Origin of the sequence: Saccharothrix sp. ALI-22-I, assembly GCF_001984175.1 — a bacterium.
GTDB lineage: Bacteria > Actinomycetota > Actinomycetes > Mycobacteriales > Pseudonocardiaceae > Actinosynnema.
The window spans coordinates 33,106-58,963 of record NZ_MTQP01000058.1 but is presented as its reverse complement, the minus strand read 5'-3'; the positions used below and the strand labels follow the sequence as shown (position 1 = coordinate 58,963).

The following is a 25,858-nucleotide window of genomic DNA, read 5'->3' as shown; positions in this document are numbered from 1 at the left end:
CGGACCGATGACGAGGACGGAAGAGGCATGGCAGCACCTGCGATTCCGCCGATCCGGCTGGGGCTGATCGGCACCGGACTCGCGGTCGAGAAGCTGCACTGGCCGGCGTTGCGCAGGCTCGCCGATCGGTACGTGGTCACCGCGTTCAGCGACCGGTCCGCCGAGCAGAGCAGGCGGTTCGCCGACTACAGCGGGGCCGGTCCAGCCCGGGCCGCCGCCGACCGGGCTGTGTTGCCGGCCCGCGACGACGTGGACGCCGTGCTGATCTCGGTGCCGATCCCGCACTTGTACGAGGTGGCGCGCGACGCGCTCACGGCCGGCAAGGACGTGCTCTGCGAGAAGCCGACCGGCGTCGACGCGGAGCAGGCCGCGGCCTTCCTCGCACTGGCGGCCGGGCATCCGGACCGCACCTTCGTGGTGGGCGAGAACTTCTTCTGCGGCGACATCGCGCGGGTGCACGGTGCCGTGCAGGCGGCCAACAGCACGATGGACGCACCGTCGGACCTCGCGCTCGACCTCGTCTTCACCGGAGGCGCCATCGGCAACTACACCGCGTCCTACCCCGAGATCCCGGTGCCGCCCGAACCCAACGACATCCGAGTCGGAGCGCCGCGTGACGCGCAGCGGCTCCGACGCCACCACCCACGACAGTCTTCCGCGGTATCGACAACGGCTACCGCGCGGAGCTCGTCGACTTCGCCGATGCCGTGCAGTTCGGAGTGCGGCCAACGCGATGGTCGTCCAGCGGGCTCTCGACTCCGCGGAACGGGCGGCCGTACTGGCGCTCGACCCCGTGCCCGGCGCGGGCCCGGTACCGCTGTGGCGGCCCCGTGGCTCGACCGGGCTGTTCGACGGGCTGCCAGGACAACGCATCAGCAGTTCGGCGTCCTTCGCCGCATGAACGACCCGGCAGCGCGGCGCTCGCCTCGCTGTCCCGCCGGTTGCAACGTCGCCCCGTCGGTAAGCGTCCGCTCGATCGGACGCGAGAGGAGTGATCATGGAAGAGAAGAAGGACTTATCGAGGCGCACGTTCCTCGGGATGAGCGCGCTGGGCGTGCTCGGTCTCGCTGGGTGCGGGGGCGGCGGCCCCGCTGTGCCGCAGGTCGACGTCCAAGTGCCCCAGGCGCTGCTCGACCAGGCGGCCGCGCTCCGCGGCGGGTCGGTGGGGATGCTCTCGCAGAAGCTGTACTCGGAGGCCGCCAACCAGGCGCTGGACAGGTCGCTGCAGGCGTTCGCGCAGGCCACCGGCACCACGGTCAGCAACGACCTGGTCTCCGGCGACGCCGGCGACATGGTCGCGAAGATGGACGCCGAGGTGAAGGCGGGCACCAGCCGCGATCTGGCCTTCATGAGCGACCGGCGGTTCGTCGGCCAGCTCCACAACCTCGGCGCCCTCACCGACGTCACCGACGTGGTCGAGGAGTTGCGCGCGCTCTACGGGGAGCCCGCGACGGAGGCGGCCAACTACTGCGTGTTCGACGGGCGCTGGTACGCGATCCCATACCACTTCATCGCGGCCGGGATGTACCTGCGCAAGGACTGGTACGAGGAGAAGGGTCTCCCGCTCAAGCCCCACTACACGTGGGAGGAGTTGCGCGACAACGCGTTGGAGGTCTCCGACCCGGCGAAGCGGCGCTTCGGCTGGGGTCTCACGGTGAACCGCTCCGGCGACGCCAACGGCTTCATCGCCAACGTCATCAACTGCTACGGCGGGGCGATCGCGGACAACACCGGCACGAAGGTGGTGTTCAACTCGCCGGAGACCGTCGCCGCCGTCACGTTCATCGGCGACATCTACACGAACCCGAAGTACGCGCCGATGCTGCCACCCGGGATCGGAAGCTGGACCGACTCGAGCAACAACGAGAACTGGCTGGCCCAGATCCTGGGGCTCACGCTCAACCAGTTCAGCGTCTACGCCGACTCGAAGACCAAGAACAACCCGGTCTACGCCAACACGCACGTGTTCAACGGCGCCACCGGACCGGCGATCGACCGGCCACTCGCGTACGGCGAGTCCAACTCGTTCGTCGTGTTCAAGGGGGCGAAGAACCCCGACCTCGCCAAGCTGGTGGCGAAGTTCCTGGTCGGCGGGAGCGCACTGCTCGGTGTCGCGAAGGGAGCACCGTGCCTGGTCAACCCCGCGTGGGACAAGGTGTGGGACTCCGACCCGTACTACACCAGCGGTGACCCGGCCTTCCCCGCGCTGCGGGAGCAGACCCGCACGCCGCTCCCGATGACCACCACGACCGGCTACACCTTCCCCCAGGCCCCGAGCCCCGGCGATCAAGCCGCCACCGCCGCCTATCTGCTGACCGACATGATGCAGTCGGTCATCCAGGGCACCCGGCCGGCCGACGCCGTTGCCTCGACCCACGCCCGGATCGTCCAGGTCTTCGAGCAGCAGGGCTACAAGCAGTGACCGTCCTGCGTCCGCGGCCGGCGCCGGCCCGTCCGGCGCCGAGCGCGTCGTCCTCGCTCACCGCATCGCAGCGGTTGCTCGGGCGCGACTGGCGCCTCGCCGCGGTGTTCATCGGGCCGACGCTGCTGCTGGTCGCGGGGCTGATCCTGTTCCCGATCGTCAGCTCGATCTTCACCAGCGCCACGGAGCGCCACGGCGCGGAGACGGTCTTCGTCGGGCTGGACAACTACACCGCCCTCCTCGACGACGCCGTGTTCCACAAGGGCGTGCTCAACTCGTTCGTCTTCACCGCGTACGCCGAGATCTTCAAAGTGACCCTCGGTCTCATCGCGGCGTTGATGCTGCACCACATGCGCCGCGGCCGGGCGATCATCGCCGGGGTGATCCTGCTGCCGTGGGTGGTGCCGACGGTCGTCACGGCCTTCACCTGGCGGTCTTTGTTCGACCCGATCTTCGGCAGCATCAACGTCCTGCTCACCGACTCCGGGATCGGGCCCGCCCTCGCCGCGATCGGGCTCGTCGACAGGTGGCCTGCGGAGTGGCTGTCCGATCCCGCGCTCGCGATGCCGGCGGTCATCCTGGTCAACGTCTGGAAGGGCATCCCCTTCTTCACGGTGACGTTCCTCGCCGGGCTCAAGGCCATCGACAGCGGTCTCTACGAGGCGGCGATGGTGGACGGCGCCTCGCCGTGGCAGCGCTTCGTGCACATCACGCTGCCGGGGCTGCGCAACATCATGATCGTGACAGTGTTGCTGTCGTCGATCTGGACGTTCAACAACTTCGACCTGATCTGGCTGATGACCCAGGGCGGACCGGGGGACGCCACCGCCCCGTACGTGATGGTGGCCTACTCGAAGGCCATCCAGCAGCTGCAGCTGGGCGCAGGCGCCGCGGTCACGCTGGTGATGCTGCCGATCATCGGCATCCTCGTGGTGATCCTCGTGCGGATGATGCGACGCAGCGACCTGCCAGGCGCAGGCGACATGGGGCGCAGGCGGCTGACTCCCGCTCAGCGCCGGGCGCTGCCGTGGGTGATCGTCGTGGTCTCGGTGCTCGTGCTGGCCTGGGCGTCGCCGCAGATCGTGTGGAAGGCCGCGCTCGTGCTGGGCGTGTTCGTGGTGCTCGCGGCCGCCGTCGGACGGGTCGTCTCCGCGCTCGCCCAGCGGGGCAACCGGCTGGCCGCACGCCTGGTCGGCGGCGCCGGCACGGGGATCGCGCTCGTGGGCCTGCTGGGCTTCGTGCTCGCCCCGCTCTACTGGATGACGGTCACGGCCTTCAAGTCCGACGACCAGATCGTCGCGCGCACCGACGACCTCTGGCCGACCCCGTGGAGCACCGAGCAGTTCACCAACCTGTTCACGGGCAGGGCGTTCGGCACCTGGTACGTCAACACGATCCTGGTGTCGGTGGCGTCCACCGTGATCGCCCTGATCTGCGCGGCGCTGGCCGGCTACGCGCTGGCGCGGCTGAAGTTCCGGGGTTCGGAGAGCTTCACGGTGACGATCCTGCTCACCTACGTGATGCCGGGCGCGCTGCTGTTCATCCCGCTGTATCAGATGATGAGCGGGATCGGGCTCAACGACTCGTTGTGGTCGCTCGTGCTCGCCTACCCCACGTTCACCCTGCCGTTCGCGACGTGGCTGCTCGTTGGCTACTTCAAGTCGATCCCGGCCGACCTCGAGGAGGCTGCGCTGGTCGATGGCTGCACGCGGTTCGGGGCGTTCATCCGGATCGTGCTGCCGCTGGCCAAGCCGGGCCTGCTCGCGGTCGCGCTGTTCACGCTCACCAACGCGTGGAACGAGTTCCTGTTCGCCTTCGTGTTCATCACCAAGGACGACTACAAGACGCTGCCCGTCGGCATGCAGTCGATGATCTTCGGTGACGTCGTGCCGCAGGGACAGCTGGCCGCGGCCTCGCTGCTGATCAGCATCCCGGTCGCTGTCATGTACGGGTTCGGGCAGCGGTTCCTGACCGAGGGCCTCACCGCGGGGGCCGTGAAGGGGTGAGCGTGCACAGCGAGACCCCGACGATCACGGAGGAGCACGTCGCGACGGCACCCCGACGCGCCGGGGTGAGCCGGGCTACCGGTACTCGGAGGACCCAGGGGCGCACGGCAACTGCTCGCAATTCTCCGCACCGACGGCACCCACTACGTGCACAGACGCATTCACGGGCACCAGAAGCGAGACGTTCGACGAAGGCCCACGCCTGTCAACGGACCGACTACTTGACATGAAATCAAGTGACCAGCAGCAACATGGGTCCGCGACAACTGTGTCGACACGACGTGATCAGAAGGCGCGAAACTACGACGGCCGAACACGCACGTCGGCGCTGCAGTGCTGACTTTGACACCCACAGGGACTGTGGCGGTGCGAAAGGCGGTGGCCCGGGGTCAGCAGACCCCAGGCCACCTGGTGTCAGCCGATGTCACGCGGTGCGTCGGCGTCCGACCACCCGGGCGCCGACGCCGAGCGCCACGGCGAGCAGGCCCAGCAGTCCGAGACCGATCACGCTCGTGCCAGTGTCAGCGAGATCGCCGCCGGCGGCCGTTCCGCCACCGGACGGACCGGGACCGGGTTGGTCGGGACCGGGCCGGCCGGAGTCAGCCGGACCGGGAGCGGGCTGACCGGGGCTCGTCGGCGCGGCGACATCCGGGTCGGTGACCTCGGGACCGGGGTCGAAGTGCATGTTCACCGGCCCCTCACGCCCTCGGATCACCTTGAAGTACGCGTACGGGCCCCAGTTCGTGTTGAACTTCCACGGCCCGACCAGGACCGGCGTGTAGTAGCCGACCGGCAGGTCGGTGAACGTGAAACCGCCGTCGGCGCCGGTCACCGTCCGCGCCACCGGCTGCCCGGTGCGGAAGTCGAGCAGGACCAGCTTCACGCCGGGGATGCCCGCCGGGTTGGGGCCGGTGCCGTTGAGCGCGCGACCGGACACCGTCCACACCGCTCCCGGCACGCGGGCCAGGTCCGAGATCGACGGCAGTCCGTTGGCGTAGTCCGGGCCGAAGTCGCACCAGACGCCGAATATGCCGTAGTCGTCGGCCCATTGGGGCACGGTCTCCTGGATGGTGAACGTGCGCGTCTCGCCCGGCGCGATCTCGACGCCGGCGCCGTCCTGGGCGAGCGGCCCCCAAGCGGGCCCGCTGTAGAGCGCCGGCAGTTCGGCGCTGCCGCAGAACGCCTTGGCCAGGATCGGGGCGTCGCCGGAGTTCGACAGGGTGATCGTGAGCCGCACCTGGTCGTCGAGGCCGTAGGTTTCGCGGTCGAACGCCCCGGACGCGTGCAGCTTGTCCGACAGCGGACGCACCATGCGGTAGACGACGGTGGTCTCCTGACCGGCCGTCACGACCAGATCGGGCTGTTTGCGGACCACCCAACCGGTGTTGTCGTCCCACGTGTAGACCTCGTAGGTACCCGCGGGGGCGTCGTCCAGCCGGAACCGACCGTCGGCCCCGGTCTCGCCGACGACCCACTTGCGCGGCGTGCCACCCTCGAAGGTGATCCGGATGCGCGGCAACTCCTCGCCGTCGTCGAACACGCCGTCCAAGTCGCGGTCGCCGTACACGACCACCACCGCGTCCCCGGTCCGGTGGGTCACCGCGGCACTGATGTCGATGACGTTGTCGGACGGGTCGGCGTCGTCGGCGGTCTCGATCACACCCTTCAGTCGCACCACCCCGCCCTGTACCCAGGTCATGGTGCCGACCAGGGTGATGTCGCGCTCCGCACCCGGTTCGAGGTGGGCGCCGCCCCACGGGCGCAGGTCGCCCCACTGGTTGTGGTCGTAGTTCAGCCTGTCCTCGCCCCGCTCGGGCACGAACCGCGCCAACGCCGACACGTTGCCGACGTTGACGACCTTGACGACGACCTTCGCCTGCTCGTTGATGTCGTAGGACGGCTTGTCGAACGACGCGGTGACCCGCACGTTCGGCTTGGGCAGCGGCTCGACCACGACCGGGCCGTCGACCACGGAGAAGTAGGAGGACGACACGTACCTGCCGTCGACCTGGATGCCGAACGCGCCGTCGTAGCGGTTCCGGTACGGGCCGAGGACGAGGACGTCGTAGTTGCCCACGGGCAGGTCGCTGAACCGCCACGTGCCGTCGTCACCGGAGCGCGCCTCGGCGATCGGCAGGCCCACCCCGTCGAGCGCGAGCAGCCGGACCCCGGCCAGTGGAGTTTCCGGGCCCTGACCTGAGTAGTAGTGCAACTTCCCCTCGGCATCGCCGCGCGCGCCGACGACCTTCGCGCTGTCGGACGAGCCGACGTAGCCGTCCTCGTGGTTGCCGTTGTTGCCGAAGTTGCACTCGGCGTAGAGGGCGCCGCGCTCGTACGCGCGCTGCGGGACGACGTCCGGAATGATCAGGACCTTCGTCTCGCCCGCGCCGACGGTCGTGCCCGGTCCGTCGAACACGAGCGGCGCCCAGCCGGGACCCCTGCCGTCGAGCACGTGGGGCTCGCCCGAGTGGTTGCAGGTCGCGACCACACCGGTCAGCGGCACGGCGCCGGAGTTGGTCAGCGTGATCTTCACGTTGACCTGGTCGTCGCGTCCGTAGGTGTCCTTGTCGAGTTCGAGCCGGGCGGTGAGCACGTCGGAGATCGGGGCGGCGGTCGGGATCGCCAGGTTCGCGGTGGCGTCGCGCTCGACGGTGAACTCGTTGAACCCGGGCTTGACCACGAACCTCGTGTTGCGGATGTAGATCCGGTAGCGGCCGGTCGGCACGTCGGTGAACGAGATTCGGCCCTCGCCGTCGGTCACCGCGCTCAGCGAGGTGAACGGCGAGCCGCCGTCGGCGAAGAACTCCAGGCCCGACACGCCCTCGCCGGCGTCGACACGGCCGTTGCCGTCGGCGTCGGCGTACACGACGCCGGAGGCCGCGCCCCGCTCCTGCACGACGTTCGCCCGTGCGATGGCCTCGTTGTCGGCCGGTGTCGGATCGGGGATCGTGCCTTCCGCCCGGAAGACGCGGATGCTGAACCGCGCGTGGTCGGCCCGGCTGTCCATCTGCCGTGCGACGAGGTTCACCACCATCCGCTCGCCGGGTGCCAGGGTGTAGCGCCCGGAGATCTGCTCCCAGCCCCTGTTCAGCCAGACGTTGCCGTCGAAGACCACGAACTTGATCTCCGTGGCCACGTCGTCACCGACGTTGTCGACGGTGACCGTGATCGGGAGGTCGGACTCCGGCGCGTACTCCGCGCGGTCGAACACCGCGGTGATCCTCAGGTCCGCCTCGGCGGCCTGCCTGGTGTCCTTGTCGGCGGCGCGCTCCGGCGTCGGAGCCGTGTCCGGTCGGTCGACCGGCTGGTGGTCCTGGCCCGGATCCGGCACCGCCGGGCTCCCGGTCGGGGCTTCGGGCGCGGCGCCCGCCGTGGTTTCGACCGGGCTCTCCGGCTGCGTGACCTCGGGCGGCGCGGTCGTGGTCGGCGCCTCGGCGGCGGGAGCGGTGGTCGTGGTCTCGACGGGCGTGTCGGTGACGGTTGGGGCGTCGGTCTCCTGCGCCCAAGCGGCCGTACCGCTGAAGGTGGTCGCGAACGCCAGGACGACCGCCACGGCGGTTCTCAGCGCACGTCTACGAACCGCACGCGGGCGCGTGGCAGTGCTGATGGACAAGGTGTCCCCCCTTGTAGCCACTCGGTGTCCCTGCGGTGTTGGCGACGTCCCCCGACGCGTCGTGCAGGGTGAGCGGTGGATTTCCTGGGCAGACTACTGGCCTGCGGGGTCCTGGCGCGGCCACTTTTCGGCGCAATGCGAACAGCTACGGGTTCGTCTGAACAACCTACGTATGGGCCTGGTGACAACGCGCTACGCCGACGCGACCGTCACCGACGTGGAAGTGCTCGAAGGAATCCACACCGATCTTGAACGCCGCGGTCTGTTGCCCGGCGAGCACGTCGTGGACGCCGGTTACACCTCCGCCGACCTGATGGTCGGCGCACGACGCGAGCACGGCATCACCCTGCTCGGCCCGCTGCGCGTCGACAACTCCGCACAGACCCCGCACCGGCGACGGTTACGGCCGCGCCGCGTTCACCATCGACTGGGACCAACGCCGGGTCGTCCGCCCTCAGGGAGCGCGGAACACGATCTGGTCGGAGTGTTCCGAACGCGGCCGGGATTCGATCGTGGTCCGTTTTCCTGTCACCGCCTGCCAATCATGCCCCGTCCGTCCACAATGCACTCGATCCGCCCGGTCCGGACGCCAGTTGATGCTGCGCACACGAGACATCCCCGAGGCGGTCGAGCACGCCCGGACCGAACAGGCGACCGACGAGTGGAAACAGCGCTACGCCACCCGATCCGGTGTCGAAGGCACCATCCACCAGACGGCCGCCGTCACCGGGATCCGCCGCAGCCGCTACATCGGGCTGCCCAAGACTCGCCTCGCCCACGTCTTCACCGCCACCGCCCTCAACCTGATCCGCCTGGACGCATGGTGGAGCGGCAAATCAACCGACCAGCGAAGCACCAGCCACCTCGCCAGGCTCGACCTCGCCGCATAGCCGAATTGGGCAACAGAGTCCCACAGGCTGTCGGGTGTTCACCGGAAATCGGCAGAGTCGTCATTCTCCTACCCTGTGATCAGCTGCGGCACTGCGGCACGGATACCTGCTCGGGGTAGTGGACACCTGTTTCTGTTGGCGTGGAAGGCGAGCGACGTCGAGGTGCCGGAGGATGGGCATGTCCGACGGTGAGGAAGGTAGATCCACAGGTCCTGATGAACGCGGCCGACTTGGATTGTCTCGGCACGGTTTTACGGACCGCTCCTGGAGAGCATCCACTCCGACGAGCGCGGCGCGACCGCGACCGCCGTCCTGCGGCCGGGCGGTCGCCTGGTTCCGGCGCGGGTATCCATGCGCGATTTCATCATCACCAAGGAGTGTGAATGGGCAAGTTCAAGGCTCGCTGGTTTGGTTCGGCCGTTTCTGTGGCGGTGCTGGGCGCTGGGTTGGCCACGCTGACTGCCGCTCCTGCCAACGCGGCAGCCACCTGCACCAGCGCGGTGACGATTGATAGCGACACCAGCACCGCGCGTGCAGTCGTTCCCGGCGTCAGCGGTGGTGCTTCCTGGTCCCCGGGTGATTGCCACCTGTCCGAAGGCAGCTCCGGCGCAGGTGTCAAAGCCATGCAGCGCGGATTGAACTCCTGCTACGGCGCCGGTATCACCATCGACGGACAGTTCGGGCCGAATACGCGGACCGCGCTGATCGCCGTGCAGAAGCGCATCAATGTCACTGCGGACGGGATCTTCGGGCCGAAGACCCGCGGGGCCATGTACTGGATGGCCTTCAACAACGATGGCCCGTTGGGTTGCCGCTACTTCAGGTACGCGTAGTACCGGATCGGGCACGCCCTAGTCGCGACCGTTAGCGGGCGGCACATCTTGCCCCTGCGACGCTTTCCAGCGGGTTTCCACCACGGCCGAACAGGACTTTGACCAGCGCGAACAATCCCCCCGACGTCCACCGACGTCCGCGCGGGTGCGCACCGCTTGTCACTCAGTTAGTCACTCAGTCCACCACGCGAACCATCCACAGTGGACAGCCTCTTAGCAGGCACAACGTCGACAGACCCGACAGCGGGCACCGTCCTTGCCTTGAGGTCAGAGGCGTGCGACGACTTCCAGTTGTTGGTCGGGCTGTCGGGTGACGCCTCGCTGGACCAGGGTCTCACGCGCTCGCCGCAGCGCGGCATCGAGCATCGACTTCAAGAATTCCGCCGGGCTCGCCGGAGGAACAGGGGGAAGCGGCACCCGAGCACGAGCGTTGATTCGTGGACGCCTTCGGAGAGCGAGTCGAACTTGAGGAACCCGTTGGCCTTGTTCGTGCCACCGTCGAACGTGCCCACGCTGAAGTTCGGGTCACCGGAGTAGTCGATGGCCGCTGGTGCCACGTGCACCCGCACCGGATCGACGACCTCCACGCCCGCTGGCCCGCCTGAACCCGACACATGCGGTTCCCGGCCTCTCGGCGGTCACGCGCGTGGCACAGATCGGTCCGATCTCATCGCGGTCGAGGGCAGGTCCCTCAGTGTCCAGCTCCTGGGCCAACTCCTCGACTCGCTGTCGGATTTCGGAGCTCATCGGCTCCTCGAACTCGGCGTTGTCCAGAGTCCAGGACACGGAGTCCGGCGCGAAGTCGAGGGAACAGTCGATCGTCACCACCAACGGGCGAATTACGGCTTCGCGCCTCCTGTCGGTCGAAGGGCCACCCGACCGGCACGCCTGCGGCCCCGGTGACGGGCCGCGAGCACGATCGGGTCCACAGCCGATTCCGCAGCGGATTCCCCGGAGGGCTTCACGGCATCCCTGCCACTGAGGTGGGCGGCCAGTGCGCGGATCGACGGATGGGCGAACAGGTCGAGCACGGTCAACGCGGGCGCACAGGTCGCGCGCAGCTCGCGATGCGCCTTGACCAGCAGCAGCGAGGTGGCGCCCAGTTCGAAGAACGTCCGCGTCCGGTCCAGCCGCTGTGCGGGCACGTCCAGCAGCCCGCCGAGCACCTCCGCCACCGAGGCTTCCAACGCCGGGTCACCGTGCTGCGCGATCCGTGCGGGCGCTGGCCGGCGCGGCACCGGGGCACGTGCGGTCAGCGCGCGGGCGGCCAAGCCCGCCGGATCGACCGTCTCCCACGCCGCCGGCTCCACGAGCGTGGTCGCCAGGTCGAGGTAGGCGGTGAAGAGACGGTCCAGGTAGCCGTCGGGGAAGGCGGCGTCCACGCAGTCCCAGTTGATCCGCAGAGTGCCGTCCTGCTCGAAGACCTGGCAGTCCAGCAGCACGTGCGGGGTCTGGCTGATCGCGTAGGCGGTGCGGCCGAAGCCGGCCAGCAGCTCCGAGGCGTCCGCCGTCGTGCTGCCCAGCCCGCTCGAGAACACCGCGGGCAGCAGAACCTGTCCACCCCTGTGGGTGGCGAGCTCGCGCAGCACCTCGTTGCCGTGCACACCGGCGCTGTGATCCAGGTCAGTCCAGAGCCGCTGTTGAAGTGCCTGCGCGCGGTCGGCGAACGAGCCCGCGCCGGCACGCACGTCCAGCAGCAACGTCGAGGTGTAGTCGCCGATGACGCCCACGTGCTCGGCGGGCCGGTCGAACGCCGTCATCACCAGGGTGAACCGGTCGCCACCGCCGCCCGCGCGCAGGACGTCCCCGAACGCGGTGACGAGCAGCCCGGCCGGGGTCACGCCGCGGGCGCGGGCGTGCCGGCGCAACGCCGTCCAGGCGCGCTCGTCCAGGACGGCGCGACGGCGGGTGAACCGCACCGCACCGGGGCCCGGCGGAAGGGCGGGTAGCGCGGGGCCGTCGGCCATCTCCGCCGCGGCACTGCGCCAGTACTGGAGTGCCCGCTCGGCGGCGGGGCGCCGCGACGTGACCCACTGCTCGAACGTCACGGCCGGTGCGGCGGGCAACCCCGCCGGATCGCGGTAGGCCGTCATCAACTCCTGCGCGAGCAGGACCGCGCTCTGCGCGTCGCAGAAGAGCAGATCCAGCCCGAAGTGGACACGCCAGGTGTGCTCGGTCAACCTGCTCGCCGCCACGTGCAGCATCGGGCACCGGGCCGGGTCGAGCACCCGGTGCGAGCGCTCCTCCCGCAGCCGCAGCAACGTTCGTTCCCGGCTCGTCTCGTCGTGCGCACGCAGGTCGAGCACGTCGATCCGGGGAGCGGGCACCTCGCCGTGCACCTGTTGCAGCGTCTCGGGAGTCACGGTCGCGCGCAGCATCGGATGCCGGGTCACGACGGTCCGCAGCGCGTCCGCGAGCCGGTCGACGTCGAGGTCGTCCACATCGACCTCGGTGTAGTAGTGCGGTGCCACGGCGTCACCGAGCCACGTGTCGGCTCGCCCCACCAGGTAAGCGAGCTGCATCTCGGTGAGATGGAACGGTCCCGGTGTGGCGGCCGGAACCTCCGGACGGGTCTGCCGTGCCCAGCCGTGCAGCTCGCGCAACCAGCGCGCGGCCTCGGTGAGCGCGTCCGCGAGGTGCAGCGCCGCGTCCGGCACCGGGAACGGGCCGACCGGCGCAGGTGAGACCAGCGCGGGTGAGACCGGCGCGGCGGGCTGGAGTTCGGCAGGGCGGGCGGCCGGTGCGGACAACGAGCGCACCAGTGCGTCGATCGAGGAGTGAGCGGCCAGGTCGCGGAACGACGGCCGGACGCCGGTCATGTCCTCGACGGCGTTGGCGATGCGCACCGCGTCCAAGGACGTCGCACCGGAGGCGATCAGTCCGGCGGAGAAGTCGGCCTCCGGGCCGAGCACCTCCCGCAGCACGGCTTCGATCGGATGGACGAGTGCCGACGGCGACGGCGTCTGCCGTGGCGCGGACCGGAAGGGGTTGGGCAGTGCCTTGTGGTCCACCTTCCCGTTCTCGGTGACGGGCAGGGCGTCGTGCCACACGAACCTCGACGGGACCATGTAGTCCGGCAGTCGCTTGCCCAGTGCCTCGGCCAGCACGCGGTCGGCGTTCGCCAGCGGCGCCGCCAGCGCCACGTGGGCGATCAGGCGCGGCCGGTCGTCCGGGCCCGGCACCGCCGCGGCGACCGCCTGGCGGACCTCAGGTAGGCGGTCGAGCGCCGACTCGACGTCACCGAGCTCGATGCGGTGGCCCTTCACCTTGACCTGGCGATCGGTGCGGCCCAGGAACTGGATGGTGCCGTCGTAGCGCCACTTGCCGAGGTCGCCGGTCCGGTAGAGCCGATCGCCGAGCACCGGGTGGACGGCGAACCGCGCGGCGGTCTGCGCCTCGTCGCCGAGGTAGCCCCGCGCCACGCCGGCACCGCCGATGAACAGCTCACCCGGCTCGCCGACGGGGCAGGGCCGTCCCTCGTCGTCCAGCACGTGGAAGCTCTGGTCGCGCAGCGCCCGGCCGTACGGGATGCTCGGCCAGTCCGGGTCGACCTCCCCGATCGGGAACGTGATGGACCAGATCGACGCCTCGGTCGCGCCGCCGAGGCTCATCACCTCGACGCCGGGCACCAGTGCGCGCAACCGGTCGGGCAGGCTCACCGGAATCCAGTCGCCCGAGAGCATCGCGAGGCGCAGCGACGACAGCTGCGCGGCGGCGACCGGATCCGCTTCGGCGTACTCGACGAGGATCTCCAGCAGTGCGGGCGCGGTGTTCCACACGGTCACCCGGTGCGTGCCGACCAGCTCGCACCAGTGCTGGGGGTCGCGCTGCCGTGCGGAGTCGGGCACCACCACCGCGCCACCGGTGCCGAGCACGCCGAAGACGTCGTAGACGGAGAGGTCGAAGCTCAGCGCGGACAACGCGAGCACCCGGTCCTCGCCGGTGATCGCGAACCGGTCGGTGACGTCGTCCACGGTCGTGCGTGCCTGGCGGTGCTCGATGGCCACGCCCTTCGGCACACCGGTGGAGCCCGACGTGAAGATGACGTAGGCCAAGTCCGCGGGGTCCGGCGCGCCGGGCCCGACAGTGCCGGGCCCGACAGTGCCGGGCTGGGCCGCGCCGGTCGCGAGCACCGTGGGCGCGCCCCGGTCGTCTACTTCGGACACCTGGATGTCGTCAGGCAGTGCCGGACGGTGCCCTGCCGCCACCACGGCGTGCCTGATCCCGGCACGCTCGCAGACCGCCTCGACGCGGGTGGCGGGCCAGCTCGGGTCCACCGGTACGTAACCGGCGCCGCAGCGGTGCACGCCGAGCACTGCGACCAGCTGCGCCGGGCTCTTGGGCAAGGCGACCAGCACCAAGTCCCCCACCCCTACGCCGGACGCGGCCAGGTGCTCGCCGAGTACACGGGCGCGGTCGGCGAGCTCGGCGTGGGTGACCGCGCCGGCGGCGGACAGCAGCGCGGGCGCGGTCGGCACGCGCGTCGCCGCCTGCCGCACCGGCGCGTCCAGCAGCGGACCGCAGTCGCCGAACGGCGTCACGTCCAGCGGTTCTCCACGCGCGAAGGAGGGATCCCAGCCGAGGTCGACCGCCGTCCACAGCGACGGGTCGCGGGCGAGCGAGCGCAGCAGCGTGCACTGCGCTTCGGCCAAGCCGTCGAGGAAACCGGCGGGGAACGCCGCCTCGACCGCGTCCCACACCAGCCGGAGCGTGCCGTCCTCCTCCCAGACGAGGTGGTCGAGCAGCACCTGGGGCGTCTGGGAGACGCCGAAGACCTCGGTGCCGAGCCAGGCGGCGGGCGGTGCGCCGTCGCCGATGCCCACGCCGGAGGTGAACACAACCGGGTAAGTGCCCGCGGCGAGCACGTCACCTCGCCGCGCGGCGAGTTCGCGCAGGACCTCGACCCCCGCGAACGCGCGGTGGTCGATGGCCGTCCACAGCTCGACGTTGACCTGCTTGGCGAACGACGCGAAACCCGACCAGCCCAGCGGGTCCAGCCCGGGCATCCCGACCAGCGCCGTGGTGGTGAAGTCGCCGACGACGTGCTCGACGCCGGGCACGTCCTCGGGTCGGTCGAACAGTGTCGCGTTGAGACCGAACCGGCCACCGGCGCCCCACCGGGACAGCACGAGGCCGTATGCGGCGAGCAACACCGCGGTCGGGCTGACCCCGTGCTCGGCCGCACGCGTGCGCAGGTTCGCCCACTCCTGGGCGGTGAGCCGGTGGGAGCGCCTGCCGAACCGCGGCGCGCCGGTGAGCTCGACGACCGGCAGCCGCGGCCCGTCCGGGAACTCGTCCAGCTTGGCGAGCCAGTGGGAGCGGTCGCGGGCCCGCCGCTCGCGGTACGCGGGATCCACCTCGCGGTGGGCCACGATGTCGAGGAATTCCGCGGACGAGGTGGGCAGCTGGGCGGTTGCGTCAGCGAGGAGTTCCCCCCACTGCCGCATCAGCAGTCGCCAGCTCGCGAAGTCCAGCACCAGCACGTCGAACCCGACGAACAGCCGGATTCGGCCGTCCGGGAGCAACGCGGCGTGCAGGTCGAACAACGGCCACTCGTGCGCGGGACGCACCTGGTGCGAGCGTTCCTCCCTGAGCCGGTCCGCGTCGGCGACGTCGCGCAGCTCGGTTCGGCCGATCCGGTAGGGCGGGATCGAGGCCGACTCCCGCTGCCTGCCGTCCCTGCCGATGGTGGTGCGCAGCATGGGGTGGTGCGCGACGAGCCGGTTCCAGGCCGCTTCCAGCGCGTCCAAGTCGACGCCGGGGGCGAGGTCGTACTCGTGGTACCAGAACGTCGCCACGCCGCCGAGCGCGAAGTCGGCACCGCGGCCGGCCCAGTAAGCCGCCTGCACAGGGGTGAGCGGCACCGGTTCCCCCGCCGTCACGGACGGGATCTCGACGGCGGCCTGCCGGACCCCCGCCGGGGTGTTCGCGAGCTCGGCGACGACGTCGTACGCCGGGCGGTCGCCCAGGAAGCACGTCAGCGGGAGCTCGACACCCGTGCGCGTCGCCACCAGCCTGCGCAACCGCAGCGCCTCCAGTGACTCCACACCCAGCTCGGCGAACCGCCGGGTGAGGTCGACCTCCTGCGGCGGCAGACCGACCAGATCGGCAACGGATTCCCGGACCAGCGCCTCAACGGAGAGCATCACAACTCCAGAACGTGAAGAACTTCCTCACCCGATCGGGCGTCCCTTCACCCTTGTCGACATTGATAACTATTGTCAACTAGGCTGGGCGACATGATCCTGATACGGCCGGTGCGCGGCCGGTTGATCACTGGAATCGCCTGTCAGGCGCTGGCCGCGCTGGCAGGTGTCGTCCCCTTCGTCGCCGTGGCCGAGGTCGGTCGAGCACTGCTCAGTGGTGGCCCGTGGTGGCATCACGTGATGCTCGGCGTCGCCGCGCTCCCCGTCCGGGTGGTCCTGCTCACTGCCGCCACGACGCTCACCCACCTCGCGGACAACGACCTGCAGCTGCACCTGCGCCGCAAGCTCGCCGCCCATCTCGGCCGACTGCCGCTCGGCTGGTTCTCCGCGCGGGGTTCAGGCGCGGTGAAGCGAGCGGTCCACGACGACGTCGCGGCGCTGCACCACCTGGTGGCGCACTCGCTGCTCGACCTCGTCACCGCTGTCGTCGTGCCGGTGGCCTCGATGCTCTACCTGCTCGCGATCGACCCGCTGATGACGGTGATCACCCTGTTGCCGCTGGGCGCGGGGCTGCTGCTGCACGCCCGCGCCATGCGCGACGTGACCGCGCGCATGGCGGAGTACCACCAGGCGACCCAGCGGCTGGACAACGCCGTGGTGGAGTTCGTGCACGGGATCGCGGTGGTGAAGGCGTTCGGCCAGACGGGCAAGGCGCACCGGCGGTTCCGCGACGCCGCACGCTCCTACGGCGAGTTCGTGACCGGGTGGGCGGAGCAGGTGACGCCGTCGCTCACCCGCAGCCAGCTCGCCCAGGCGCCGCTGGTGTCGCTGCTCGTCGTGCTGACCGCGGGCACCGCGCTCATCGGCGCCGGTCTGCTCACGCCCGTCGACCTGATCCCGTTCGTCGTGCTGGGCATCGGCTTGAGCGCACCCGCGCTGGCGATCAGCTACAGCGTCCAGGACCTGCGGGCGGGCCGGGCCGCGACGGGCCGGATCGAGGACCTGCTCGCGACGCCGCCGCTGCCCGAGCCCGCGCACGCGCCGGAGGTGCCGCTCGGCCCGGCCCGCGTGGAGCTGGACTCGGTCCGGTTCCGCTACGACGACGACGCCGAGGTGCTGCACGGCATCGACCTGGTGCTCGAACCGGGCACCGTCACCGCACTCGTCGGGCCGTCGGGATCGGGCAAGTCGACGCTGGCCGCGCTCGTGGCGAGGTTCGACGACGTGACGGAAGGGGCGGTGCGGATCAACGGCGTGGACATCCGCGACCTGCCCAGCGCGCAGCTCTACCGCTGGATCGGCTTCGTGCTGCAGGACGTGCGCCTGCTGCGCACCACCGTGCTGGACAACATCCGTCTCGCCCGGCCGGACGCCGACTTCGACGAGGTCGTCCGGGTGGCACGCGCCGCGCGGATCCACGACCGGATCAGCGAGCTGCCCGACGGCTATCTCACGGTTCTCGGTGACGACGTGCGGCTCTCCGGTGGTGAGGAACAGCGCGTGTCGATCGCGCGGGCGCTGCTCGCCGACACCCCGGTGCTGGTGCTCGACGAGGCGACGGCGTTCGCCGACGCCGAATCGGAGGCCGCGATCCAGGAAGCGATCAGCGAACTGGCCGATGGCCGGACCGTGCTGGTGATCGCGCACCGACTGTCCACGGTGGTCGACGCGGACCAGATCGTCGTGCTGGACGGAGGAGTTGTCATGGAACGGGGCAAGCACACCGAGTTGCTCGCGGCCGGTGGCAGGTACGCGGCACTGTGGGCGGTGCACGCGTGATCCGCCGGTTGCTGTCATTGATGGGTCCGGGGCAGGCCACGCAGCTGCGCCGTGCCGTGTGGTGCCTCGGTGCGGCCGCCGCCGTGCAGGGCGTGGCGTTCGGCGTGCTGCTCCCGGTTCTGCGGGCGCTTGTCGAAGGCGAGCCGCAGCGGGCGTGGCCATGGCTCGCGGTGCTCGCCGTCGCCGTCGGCGCGTACGCGCTGCTGCACAGCCGAGGGGTCGTGTCGGGTAGGCGGGCGGGATACGCGCTCGGCGGCGTGCTGCACGAGCGGCTCGGCGACCACGTCGTCACGCTGCCGCTGGGCTGGTTCACCACCACGCGGGTCGGCTCGCTCGGCCGCGTCGCCACGCAGAACGTCATGAGCGTCATGGGCGTGCCGGGGCACCTGCTCGATCCGCTCGCGCACGCGGTGGTCACGCCAGCGACCGTTGTCGTCGTGCTGCTGTTCGTCGACTGGCGGATCGCGGTCGGCGCGCTCGTCGCCGCACCCGTCGTGATCGCGGCCCACCGCTGGACCGGAAGGCTGGTGCAGCGCACCGACCACGCCGCAGACGCGGCCGGCGCCGAAGCGGGCGGTCAGGTCGTCGAGTTCGCCCGTAACCAGCCGGTGCTGCGGGCGTTCGGCCGCTCCGCGCACGGGTTCGCCCTCCTCGACGACGCGCTGGTCGCCGCGCGCAACGCGGCACGGCGCATGCTGCGCACGGCGTTGCCCGGACTCGCAGGCTTCGTCCTGGCGGTGCAGACGGCGTTCACCGCGCTGCTGGTGCTCGGCGCGGCGCTCGCGGCCGGCGCGGACGTGGACCTGCCCGCGGTCGTGGTGGCGCTGGTGCTCGCGGTCCGGTTCACCGAACCGCTGCTCAGCGCGGCCGAACTGGGCGCGGCACTGCGCATGGCCTCTGGCTCGCTGGATCGCGTCGAGGCGGTGTTCGCCGCGCGGGCGCTGCCGGAACCCGAGCGCTCGGCGCCCGTCGGCCCACCCTCGATCGAGTTCGACCGGGTCCGCTTCGGCTACGACGACCGACCGGTGCTCGACGACGTGACCTTCACCGTCGCGCCCGGCACAACCACGGCGCTCGTCGGGGCCTCGGGCGCGGGCAAGAGCACGGTGGTCCGCCTGGTGGCGCGGTTCTTCGACGTCGACTCCGGCTCGGTGCGGGTGGGCGGCGCGGACGTCCGCGAGTTGCGCACGGCCGACCTGCTCGGCCTCATCGCGCCCGTGTTCCAGGACACCTACCTGTTCGACACGACCCTGGAGGACAACATCCGCCTCGGCCGGCCCGACGCAACCGAGGAGGAGGTGCGCGAGGCCGCGCGGCTGGCCGGTGTCACCGAGATCGTGCGCCGTCTGCCGGACGGATGGCAGACCCGGGTCGGGGAAGGCGGAACACGACTGTCCGGCGGCGAGCGGCAGCGCGTGGCGATCGCGCGCGCACTGCTCAAGGACGCCCCGATCGTGCTGCTGGACGAGGCCACGGCAGCGTTGGACGCGGAGAACGAGGCGGCCGTGACGACCGCGCTGGCGACGCTCGCGCGAGGACGGACCCTGCTCGTGATCGCGCACCGACTCAGCACCGTGCGCAACGCGGACCGGATCGTCGTGCTCGACGGCGGTCGTGTCGCGGACGCAGGCACGCACGAGGAGTTGCTGGAGCGCGGTGGCCGGTACGCCGACTTCGTGACCCAGAGGGAAAACGCCCGCGGCTGGCGCATCGCCGCAGGGCAGAAGTAAACGAGAGGACGAACCGTGTTCGATGTGATCGTCGTCGGTGGTGGGCCCGCGGGCCTCAACGCCGCGCTGACCCTGGGCAGGCAACGCAGGCGCGTGCTGGTGGTCGACAGCGGCACCTACCGCAACGAGCCGGCGGAGGAGATGCACATGTTCCTCTCCCGCGACGGCTTCCCGCCCGCCGAGCTCAGGCGGCTGGGTCGCGAGGAGCTGTCGCGCTACTCGACCGTCGAGATCCGTGAGGACCTGGTCGTGGCGGTGACCGGAGCCGCGGACGACTTCACCGTCGAACTGGCGGGCGGATCAAGCGAGCACGCCCGGCGGCTGCTGCTGGCGAGCGGCCAAGCCGACGTGCTGCCCGAGGTCGAGGGGGTCGCCGAGCAGTTCGGGCGCGGTGTGTACCACTGCCCGTTCTGCCACGGCTTCGAGACGGCGGGCAAGCCGCTCGCGGTGCTGGGCGGCGACTTCTCGCACGCGATGCTGGCGCTGTACGTGGCGGACCGGTTCAGCGACGACGTCGTGCTGTGCGCGAACGGCCCGCTGGAGGTATCCGAGGAACTGCGCGCCGCGTTGGCCGACCACAAGATCGAGGTGCGCGAGGAACCCGTCACCCGCGTCGACGGCGTGCAGGACGCGCTGACCGTCCACTTCGCCGACGGCGCACCACTGGAGCGCGGCGCGGTCTTCCACCGGCCGGTGTCGCGGCAGCGCTCCGACCTCGCCGCGTCACTGGGCTGCGAGCTGCTGCCGGACGGCTGCGTTCGGGTCAACGCCATGCAGCAGACCACGGTGGCGGGCGTCTACGCCGCGGGCGACACCGCGCGACTGGCCGAACTGGTGGGTCCGACGCCGTTCGTGATCACTGCGGCGGCGGACGGCGCGAAGGCCGCGATCTGGCTGGAGCAGGACCTGTTCCGCTCGTCCGTGAACGTGCCGATCCCCGGCTGATCCTCCTGGTCGTGAGTGGTTTCCGTCGCTCTGGCGACGGAAACCGCTCACGACCACAGCCAAGTCGGTCACTGGCCGGGAGCGGACGGGCGGCTCACGCGGCCTCAAGCACCGCGCAGGAGAAGGTGAACCCGCCGCCGACGCCGATCAGCACGACCTTGTCCCCCGGTGCGAGCAGGTCGCCGCGCAGCAGGTGGTCCAGCGCGTACAGGTGGTCGACGCCGCCCATGTGGCCGGTACTCAGCCCCAGGTCGATCAGCGTTCGCGCCGGGTCGAGCCCGAGCGGCTGGGCGTAGCCGAAGCGGAACGAGGTGCGGCCGACGAACGGCGGCACGGCCCAGCGCGCCTCTTCGAGCGTCGTCTCGGCCTCGGCGAGCGCCTGTGCGACGACGGTGCGCACGCCGGTGACGTGCGCGTCGACCACCGAGGCCGGGGACCGCCCGCTCACCGCGTAGAACTCGCGGGCCAACCGGCGCAGCACGAGCGGCTTCAGCACCGCGGGCGACGCCGCGTGGAACGGCTCGTTGCCCCGTTGCAGCCCCTCCAGGGACGGGTCGGACCGGGACACGCACGACAGCAGCCGCAGCTGTCCGCCGCCACGGCCGAGCACGGCCGCCGCCCCGCCGTCACCCAGCAGCACCCCGGAGTCGAGGTTCCACCGGTCAACCGCCGACTCGGGGAACCAGTCGGCCACGGTGATCAGCGCCTCGCGGAGGTCCTGGCGTGCGGTGAGCATGGTCGCGGCGAGCTCCAGTGCCGCGAGTCCGCTGTTGCACAGCGCGTCGACCTGCATCGACAGCCCCGCCAGCGGTCCGGGCAGCAGCCGGCTCGCGATCCAGCAGGACGCCGACCACAGGTCGATGCCCTGGAAGCGGGCCGCGCCGTGCAGGTGAAGTCCGGGCGAGGCGCTGCCGAGCGCGAGCCGCCCGGCGCGAACAGCCATCTCCGGCGGCGGCTCGACGGACACCGACACCGACGTCATACCCGCCTCCGCCGCGTCAGCGGCCGCGTACCTGCCGTCGGTGACGGCCTGCCGCACGGGCAGCAGCTCCCCGAGCACGCCACCGGTCCCGGTGATCCACACGTCGTCGAACCTCACATCGACACCCTCTCCGCACATCGGCCGTCCGCCACCTCGAAGACCCGGTCGGCCCTGGCCGCCACGTCCTCGTCGTGGGTCACGAAGAACACCGCCAGACCGACGGCACGGCGGCGGTCCAGCACTTCCAGCACCGCGTCCGCGGTCGTCGCATCCAGGGCCGAGGTCGGCTCGTCGGCGAGCAGCACGTCCGGGTCGCTCGCCAGCGCTCGCGCGAGCGCGGCGCGTTGCCGCTGTCCACCCGAGCACTCGCCCGGCCGGCGATCGGCGAACTCCGGTCCGAGCCCCACTTCGGCGAGCAGCTCCACCGCCCGGTCCCGTGCTTCCCGGCGCCGCAGGCCCGCCAGGCGCAGCGGCCGTGCGACAGCGGATCCCAGCGAGTGCACGGGGTTCAGCTCGGCCACCGGGTCCTGGCCCAGCAGTGCCACGGTTCCACGTGCCTCGACCCGCCCGATCACCGGATGCAGCCCGGCCACGGCGTGCAGCAGTGTGCTCTTGCCCGCCCCTGAGGGACCGACGAGGACGAGCAGTTCGCCGCGCCGCAGTTCCAGGTCGACGCCGTGCACCAGCTCCCGGCCGCGCCGCGCGACGGCCACGTCCTCCAGCCGCAGCACGGGCGCACCGAACTCGACGACGGCAGTCCGCGGCCGGGTGGACGTCTCCCCCGCCGGTACGAGCACCCCGTGCCGCAGCTCGACCACGCGGTCGCACACCGACCGGGCCCAGCGCAGGTCGTGGGTGACGATCACGGTGCTGCGGCGCCTCACGGTGATCTCCTCGGTCACCAGACGCCGGGTCGCCGCGTCCAGTCCGCTGGTCGGTTCGTCGAGCAGCAGCAGGTCGGGATCGGCCGCCAGTGCTCTGGCGAGCACCACCCGCTGGGCCTGTCCGCCCGACAGGGCGTGCGGGTGGCGTCGCCCAATGTCGGACGGGAGCCCCAGCCGGGCGAGCACGTCGGCCTGGGCCACCGACCCGACGCGTCGCAACGGGTCCAGCGTCGCGGCCGGGTCCTGTGGCAGCAGGCCGACGTGGGCGCGCCGCCACCGCCGCGCCGCCCGGCTGCCGAACACCACGGGTTCCCCGTGCCACAGGAGCTGTCCCGTGACCACCCGCGCGCCCGGCCGGACATCGCCCAGCAGCAGCCTGAGCAGACTGGTCTTCCCGACGCCGGACGGGCCGACGAGACCGACGATCTCGCCTTCGGCGACGGTCAGGTCGAGGCCTGCGAACAACGGCACCCCCGGCTCGGACTCCACCGTCACGCCGCGCAGTTCGACCACACCGGTCGCCGGGCGCGACGGGCCGGGTGGCGGTGGCGCGTGCCTGCGCGGCACGGTGCGGGGCACGATCCGGGTGCCGAGCAGGTCAAGCCCGAGCAGCAGCACGGCTGTCAGCGCCGCGACGGCCACGGCCGGGGCGAGCACCGACCACGGGTTCAGCGCGACGCCGGGCAGGTTCTCCCTGATCATGACGGCCCAGTCCGGCGCGGGTGGCTGCGGACCGAGACCGAGCGCGTGCACCGCGACCGTCAGCTGCACCGCGGCCACCACGCGCAGTCCGGCGTCGGAGAGCACCGTCGCGCCCACCACGGGCAGCAGCTCGCGCGTCAGCACCGCGCGTGGGCGTTCGCCCCGCACGACCGCGGCCAGCACGAAGCCCGCGCGGCGCAACGGCGTGGCGGCGGCGTGCACCACGCGCGCCGAGAGCGGCGTGCCGAGCAGCACCATGCCCGCCAGCACAGCGGCCCAGGCGGGCAGTGCCACCGCGCAGGTGAGCACCACGAGCAGGCCCGGTACGGCGAGCATGCCCGCGCTCGTTCGCAGCACCAGGCGTTCGACCCACGGGGTCCACGTCGCGGCCAGGCCCGCGATCGTGCCGAGCAGGCTCGCCGCGAGCCCGGCGGGCACGGCGACGGCCAGCAGTCCCGCGCCTCCGGCGAGCAGACGGGAGAGCACGTCGCGTCCGAGCACGTCGGTGCCCAACAGGCCCTCACCCGACCACGGCACGCCGACCACCTCGGTGACGTCGTGCGGGGCGAACCACGCACCACACAGCACGACCGCCAGCACCGTCAGCAGGCCCATCACGAGCAACCAGGTCCTCATCGGGCACCTGCCCGTCCGGCCAGCACGGCAGCCACCGCGTCGGCTGCGAGCACCGCGATCAGCACCACCACCGCCACGAGCGCCGCCAACCCCTGAAGCACGGGGCTGTCCCGCGTGCCGACCGCGGTGGCCAGCAGCTGGCCCATGCCGGGGTAGGCGAACACCGCCTCCACCACGGTGGTCGCGGTGAGCACGCCGCCGGCCAGCACCGCGCCCGCCTGCGCCAGCGGCGGGACCAGGTGCGGCAGCACGTGCCGCACCGCCACCACCGGCACCGGCACGCCGCGCAGGAGGGCATCGGTGACGAACGGCCTGCCCACCACGTCGCTGACCGGGCCGCGCAACAGGCGGGCGATCCACGCGGTCGCGGGCAGCGCGAGTGCGAGCACGGGCAGGACGAGCACCTCCGGCCGGTCCGCCGCGGTGCCGCCTGCCGGGACCAGCGACACCGCGGGCAGCCAGCCCAGCCAGGTCGCGAAGACCACGACGAGCCCACCGGCCAGCACCACCTCCGGCAGTCCGGCGATCGCGGCGAGCAGCGCGGAGCCCGCGCGGTCGGCACGCCAGCCGAGCAGCATCGCGACAGGCGTGCCGACGCCCAGCGCCAGCACCCAGACCGGCACCGCGATGAAGAGCGTCGCGGTGAACCGCGACCACAGCAGCGGGGCGACCGGACGTCCGTCCACAAGTGACACACCGAGGTCGCCTCGCGCGGCGCCGGCGAGCCACCCGGCGAACCGGGTCCAGACCGGCTGGTCGAGCCCGAGCGCCGCCCGCAGCTCCGCGATCCGCTCGGGTGTCGCGTGCTGCCCGGCGGCGATCACAGCCGCGTCACCGGGCAGCGCGGTGGTGATGAGGAAGACCAGCAGGCACACCAGGAAGAGGGTCAGCGCGGCGCGCCCGACCGTCAGCGCCGCAGCCACACACCGTCCAGGAAGATCCGGGCGAAGCCGGTGCTCGTGGGAAGTCCCTGCACGGCGGGCGAGGACACGTCCAGCCCGTCGCCGAAGCCCCACACGAGCCAGCCACCGTCGGCGGCCATGCGCTCACGCAGCTTCTTCAGCTGCGCTTCACGCTGGCCCTGGTCCACCACGGCCATGGCGGCGGCGAACTCCGCGTCGAAGTCCGCGTTCTTCCAGCCGGTCTCGTTGAACGCCGACGTGCTCAGCGCGGTCTGGCGCACCCACACGGGGAACGGGACGTCGGTGTAGTAGCCCATCGCGAGCGGCTCGACGGTGTAGACCTGAGTCCAGTACGTCTCCGGCGGGTGCTGGCGCACCTCGACCTTCAGGCCGGCCTCACCGAGCTGCGTGGCGAGCAGCGTCGCCGCGCTCACCATGCCCGGGTAAGCGGTCGTCGTGTGCAGCACGACGCCTCCCGCCGACGAGAGCACGTGGCGCGCCTCGGCGATGTCACGCGCGGGCGGTGGCACGTCGGGGCCACCGGGCACGTCACCACCGATGGTGCCGTAGCCGAGCAGGACGCCGTCCACGAGCGCCTGCCGGTCGACGGCGAGCTTGACAGCCCTGCGCACCTCCGGCCGGTCGAACGGCGCCTTGTCCAAGCGCATCAGCATCGGGTAGGTCGTCGCACCCGGACGGCGCGACACCACGAGGTTTCCGGTCCGCTCGGCGGTCTTCGCGGCGGCCGGGTTCACGTTCGCGGCCACGTCCACCTCACCGGAGGTCGCGGCGGCGGCCAGCGCCTGCGGGTCGGCGAACCCACGGATCTCCAGCCGGTCCAGGTGCGGTCGCTTGCCCCACCACTTGTCGTTGCGCGCCAGCACGGCCGTTTGTCCATCCATGGTGGACAGGGTGAAGGGCCCGGAGCCGACCGGGTTCTCAAAACCCTCCACGCCGTCTGGCACCACGAACGTCACGCCCGCCAGCGTCCTCGGCAGGTCGGCGTCGGGCTGCGTGGTGCGCAGCACCACCGCGTGGTCGCCGTCCGCCGTGGACTTGTCGATGTCAACCGTGCCGAGCCTGCCGCCGTTCTGCACCGCCTTGGCCGCGATGCGGCGCAGCGAGTGCAGCACGTCCGCGGCACGCACCGGCTTGCCGTCGCTGAACACGGCGTCCGTGCGCAGCTCGAACCGCCACCGCGTCGCGTCCTCCTCCGACGTCCACGAGCTGGCGAGCCGCGGCAGCACCGCGCCGTTGTCGCCAGGCACCGTCAGCACGTCGTAGAGCGCGCCCATGCGCACCCAGTCCGACTCGTTGAACAAGCTGCCGTGCGGATCGGTCACGGCGGTTCCACCGCCAGCGGCCACGGCACCGTAGCGCAGTGTTCC

Annotated in this window: 15 protein-coding genes and 1 pseudogene; 9 read left to right on the top strand and 7 right to left on the bottom strand. The window is 71.3% G+C overall.

Annotation, left to right across the window (positions count from 1 at the left end):
- Window positions 1-27 precede the first annotated feature (27 nt).
- The 4 genes and pseudogenes from ALI22I_RS53740 to ALI22I_RS17495 form a co-directional block, all read left to right on the top strand.
- Window positions 28-354, top strand: a pseudogene (locus tag ALI22I_RS53740) (Gfo/Idh/MocA family oxidoreductase); the annotation flags it as partial.
- Window positions 355-733: 379 nt separating this feature from the next.
- Window positions 734-901, top strand: a complete 168-nt coding sequence (locus tag ALI22I_RS53735; protein ID WP_238598414.1) for a hypothetical protein — start codon at window positions 734-736, stop codon at window positions 899-901.
- Between the two features lie 96 nt (window positions 902-997).
- Window positions 998-2,422, top strand: a complete 1,425-nt coding sequence (locus ALI22I_RS17500) for an extracellular solute-binding protein (RefSeq protein ID WP_077006584.1) — start codon at window positions 998-1,000, stop codon at window positions 2,420-2,422.
- The gene (locus tag ALI22I_RS17495) at window positions 2,419-4,428 is read left to right on the top strand and encodes an ABC transporter permease (protein WP_077006583.1); all 2,010 of its coding nucleotides are present in this window, start codon (window positions 2,419-2,421) and stop codon (window positions 4,426-4,428) included. Before ALI22I_RS17500 ends, ALI22I_RS17495 begins: the two co-directional genes overlap by 4 nt.
- 424 nt (window positions 4,429-4,852) lie before the next feature.
- On the opposite strand, the gene ALI22I_RS50925 is transcribed toward ALI22I_RS17495, so the two are convergent.
- The gene (locus tag ALI22I_RS50925; protein WP_077006582.1) at window positions 4,853-7,981 is read right to left on the bottom strand and encodes a carboxypeptidase-like regulatory domain-containing protein; all 3,129 of its coding nucleotides are present in this window, start codon (window positions 7,979-7,981) and stop codon (window positions 4,853-4,855) included.
- A 482-nt stretch (window positions 7,982-8,463) separates the two neighbouring features.
- Here ALI22I_RS50925 and ALI22I_RS17480 point away from each other — a divergent pair, with 482 nt between their 5' ends.
- Together ALI22I_RS17480 and ALI22I_RS47775 are read left to right on the top strand one after the other, a co-directional pair.
- On the top strand, window positions 8,464-8,931 hold the full coding sequence (locus tag ALI22I_RS17480) for a transposase (RefSeq protein ID WP_083751794.1): 468 nt from the start codon (window positions 8,464-8,466) through the stop codon (window positions 8,929-8,931).
- A gap of 383 nt (window positions 8,932-9,314) precedes the next feature.
- Window positions 9,315-9,764, top strand: a complete 450-nt coding sequence (locus ALI22I_RS47775) for a peptidoglycan-binding domain-containing protein (RefSeq protein WP_083751793.1) — start codon at window positions 9,315-9,317, stop codon at window positions 9,762-9,764.
- 371 nt (window positions 9,765-10,135) lie between these two features.
- On the opposite strand, the gene ALI22I_RS17470 is transcribed toward ALI22I_RS47775, so the two are convergent.
- The gene (locus ALI22I_RS17470; protein WP_077006578.1) at window positions 10,136-10,351 is read right to left on the bottom strand and encodes a hypothetical protein; all 216 of its coding nucleotides are present in this window, start codon (window positions 10,349-10,351) and stop codon (window positions 10,136-10,138) included.
- Window positions 10,352-10,603: 252 nt separating this feature from the next.
- Complete coding sequence (locus ALI22I_RS17465) at window positions 10,604-15,910, bottom strand: non-ribosomal peptide synthetase (protein ID WP_143532263.1); 5,307 nt, start codon at window positions 15,908-15,910, stop codon at window positions 10,604-10,606.
- 93 nt (window positions 15,911-16,003) lie between these two features.
- On the opposite strand from ALI22I_RS17465, the gene ALI22I_RS17460 reads away from it, so the two are divergent.
- From ALI22I_RS17460 to ALI22I_RS17450, 3 genes are read left to right on the top strand one after another with little or no spacing between them, the layout of a single operon-like run.
- Window positions 16,004-17,689 carry an ABC transporter ATP-binding protein gene (locus tag ALI22I_RS17460; protein WP_077006576.1) on the top strand — a complete coding sequence of 562 codons (1,686 nt, stop codon included), beginning with the start codon at window positions 16,004-16,006 and terminating at the stop codon, window positions 17,687-17,689.
- Window positions 17,686-19,419, top strand: coding sequence for an ABC transporter ATP-binding protein (locus ALI22I_RS17455; protein ID WP_077006714.1), 1,734 nt, complete (start codon window positions 17,686-17,688; stop codon window positions 19,417-19,419). Before ALI22I_RS17460 ends, ALI22I_RS17455 begins: the two co-directional genes overlap by 4 nt.
- 15 nt (window positions 19,420-19,434) lie before the next feature.
- The gene (locus ALI22I_RS17450) at window positions 19,435-20,364 is read left to right on the top strand and encodes an NAD(P)/FAD-dependent oxidoreductase (RefSeq protein WP_077006575.1); all 930 of its coding nucleotides are present in this window, start codon (window positions 19,435-19,437) and stop codon (window positions 20,362-20,364) included.
- Window positions 20,365-20,458: 94 nt separating this feature from the next.
- On the opposite strand, the gene ALI22I_RS17445 is transcribed toward ALI22I_RS17450, so the two are convergent.
- From ALI22I_RS17445 to ALI22I_RS17425, 4 genes are read right to left on the bottom strand one after another with little or no spacing between them, the layout of a single operon-like run.
- Window positions 20,459-21,463 carry a ketoacyl-ACP synthase III family protein gene (locus ALI22I_RS17445; RefSeq protein WP_077006574.1) on the bottom strand — a complete coding sequence of 335 codons (1,005 nt, stop codon included), beginning with the start codon at window positions 21,461-21,463 and terminating at the stop codon, window positions 20,459-20,461.
- A complete protein-coding gene (locus ALI22I_RS47770) occupies window positions 21,460-23,568 on the bottom strand; it encodes an ABC transporter ATP-binding protein/permease (protein WP_083751792.1) in 2,109 nt (702 codons plus the stop codon). The genes ALI22I_RS17445 and ALI22I_RS47770 overlap by 4 nt, the downstream gene beginning before the upstream one ends.
- Complete coding sequence (locus tag ALI22I_RS17430) at window positions 23,565-24,491, bottom strand: ABC transporter permease (protein ID WP_077006573.1); 927 nt, start codon at window positions 24,489-24,491, stop codon at window positions 23,565-23,567. The genes ALI22I_RS47770 and ALI22I_RS17430 overlap by 4 nt, the downstream gene beginning before the upstream one ends.
- Window positions 24,476-25,813 carry an ABC transporter substrate-binding protein gene (locus ALI22I_RS17425; protein WP_202971002.1) on the bottom strand — a complete coding sequence of 446 codons (1,338 nt, stop codon included), beginning with the start codon at window positions 25,811-25,813 and terminating at the stop codon, window positions 24,476-24,478. The genes ALI22I_RS17430 and ALI22I_RS17425 overlap by 16 nt, the downstream gene beginning before the upstream one ends.
- Window positions 25,814-25,858: the final 45 nt, after the last annotated feature.

Coding starts and splice junctions, on each gene's coding strand:
- ALI22I_RS53735 (WP_238598414.1), top strand. CDS start 734: ATGGTCGTCCAGCGGGCTCTCGACTCCGCGGAACGGGCGGCCGTACTG.
- ALI22I_RS17500 (WP_077006584.1), top strand. CDS start 998: ATGGAAGAGAAGAAGGACTTATCGAGGCGCACGTTCCTCGGGATGAGC.
- ALI22I_RS47775 (WP_083751793.1), top strand. CDS start 9,315: ATGGGCAAGTTCAAGGCTCGCTGGTTTGGTTCGGCCGTTTCTGTGGCG.
- ALI22I_RS17465 (WP_143532263.1), bottom strand. CDS start 15,910: ATGCTCTCCGTTGAGGCGCTGGTCCGGGAATCCGTTGCCGATCTGGTC.
- ALI22I_RS17460 (WP_077006576.1), top strand. CDS start 16,004: ATGATCCTGATACGGCCGGTGCGCGGCCGGTTGATCACTGGAATCGCC.
- ALI22I_RS47770 (WP_083751792.1), bottom strand. CDS start 23,568: ATGAGGACCTGGTTGCTCGTGATGGGCCTGCTGACGGTGCTGGCGGTC.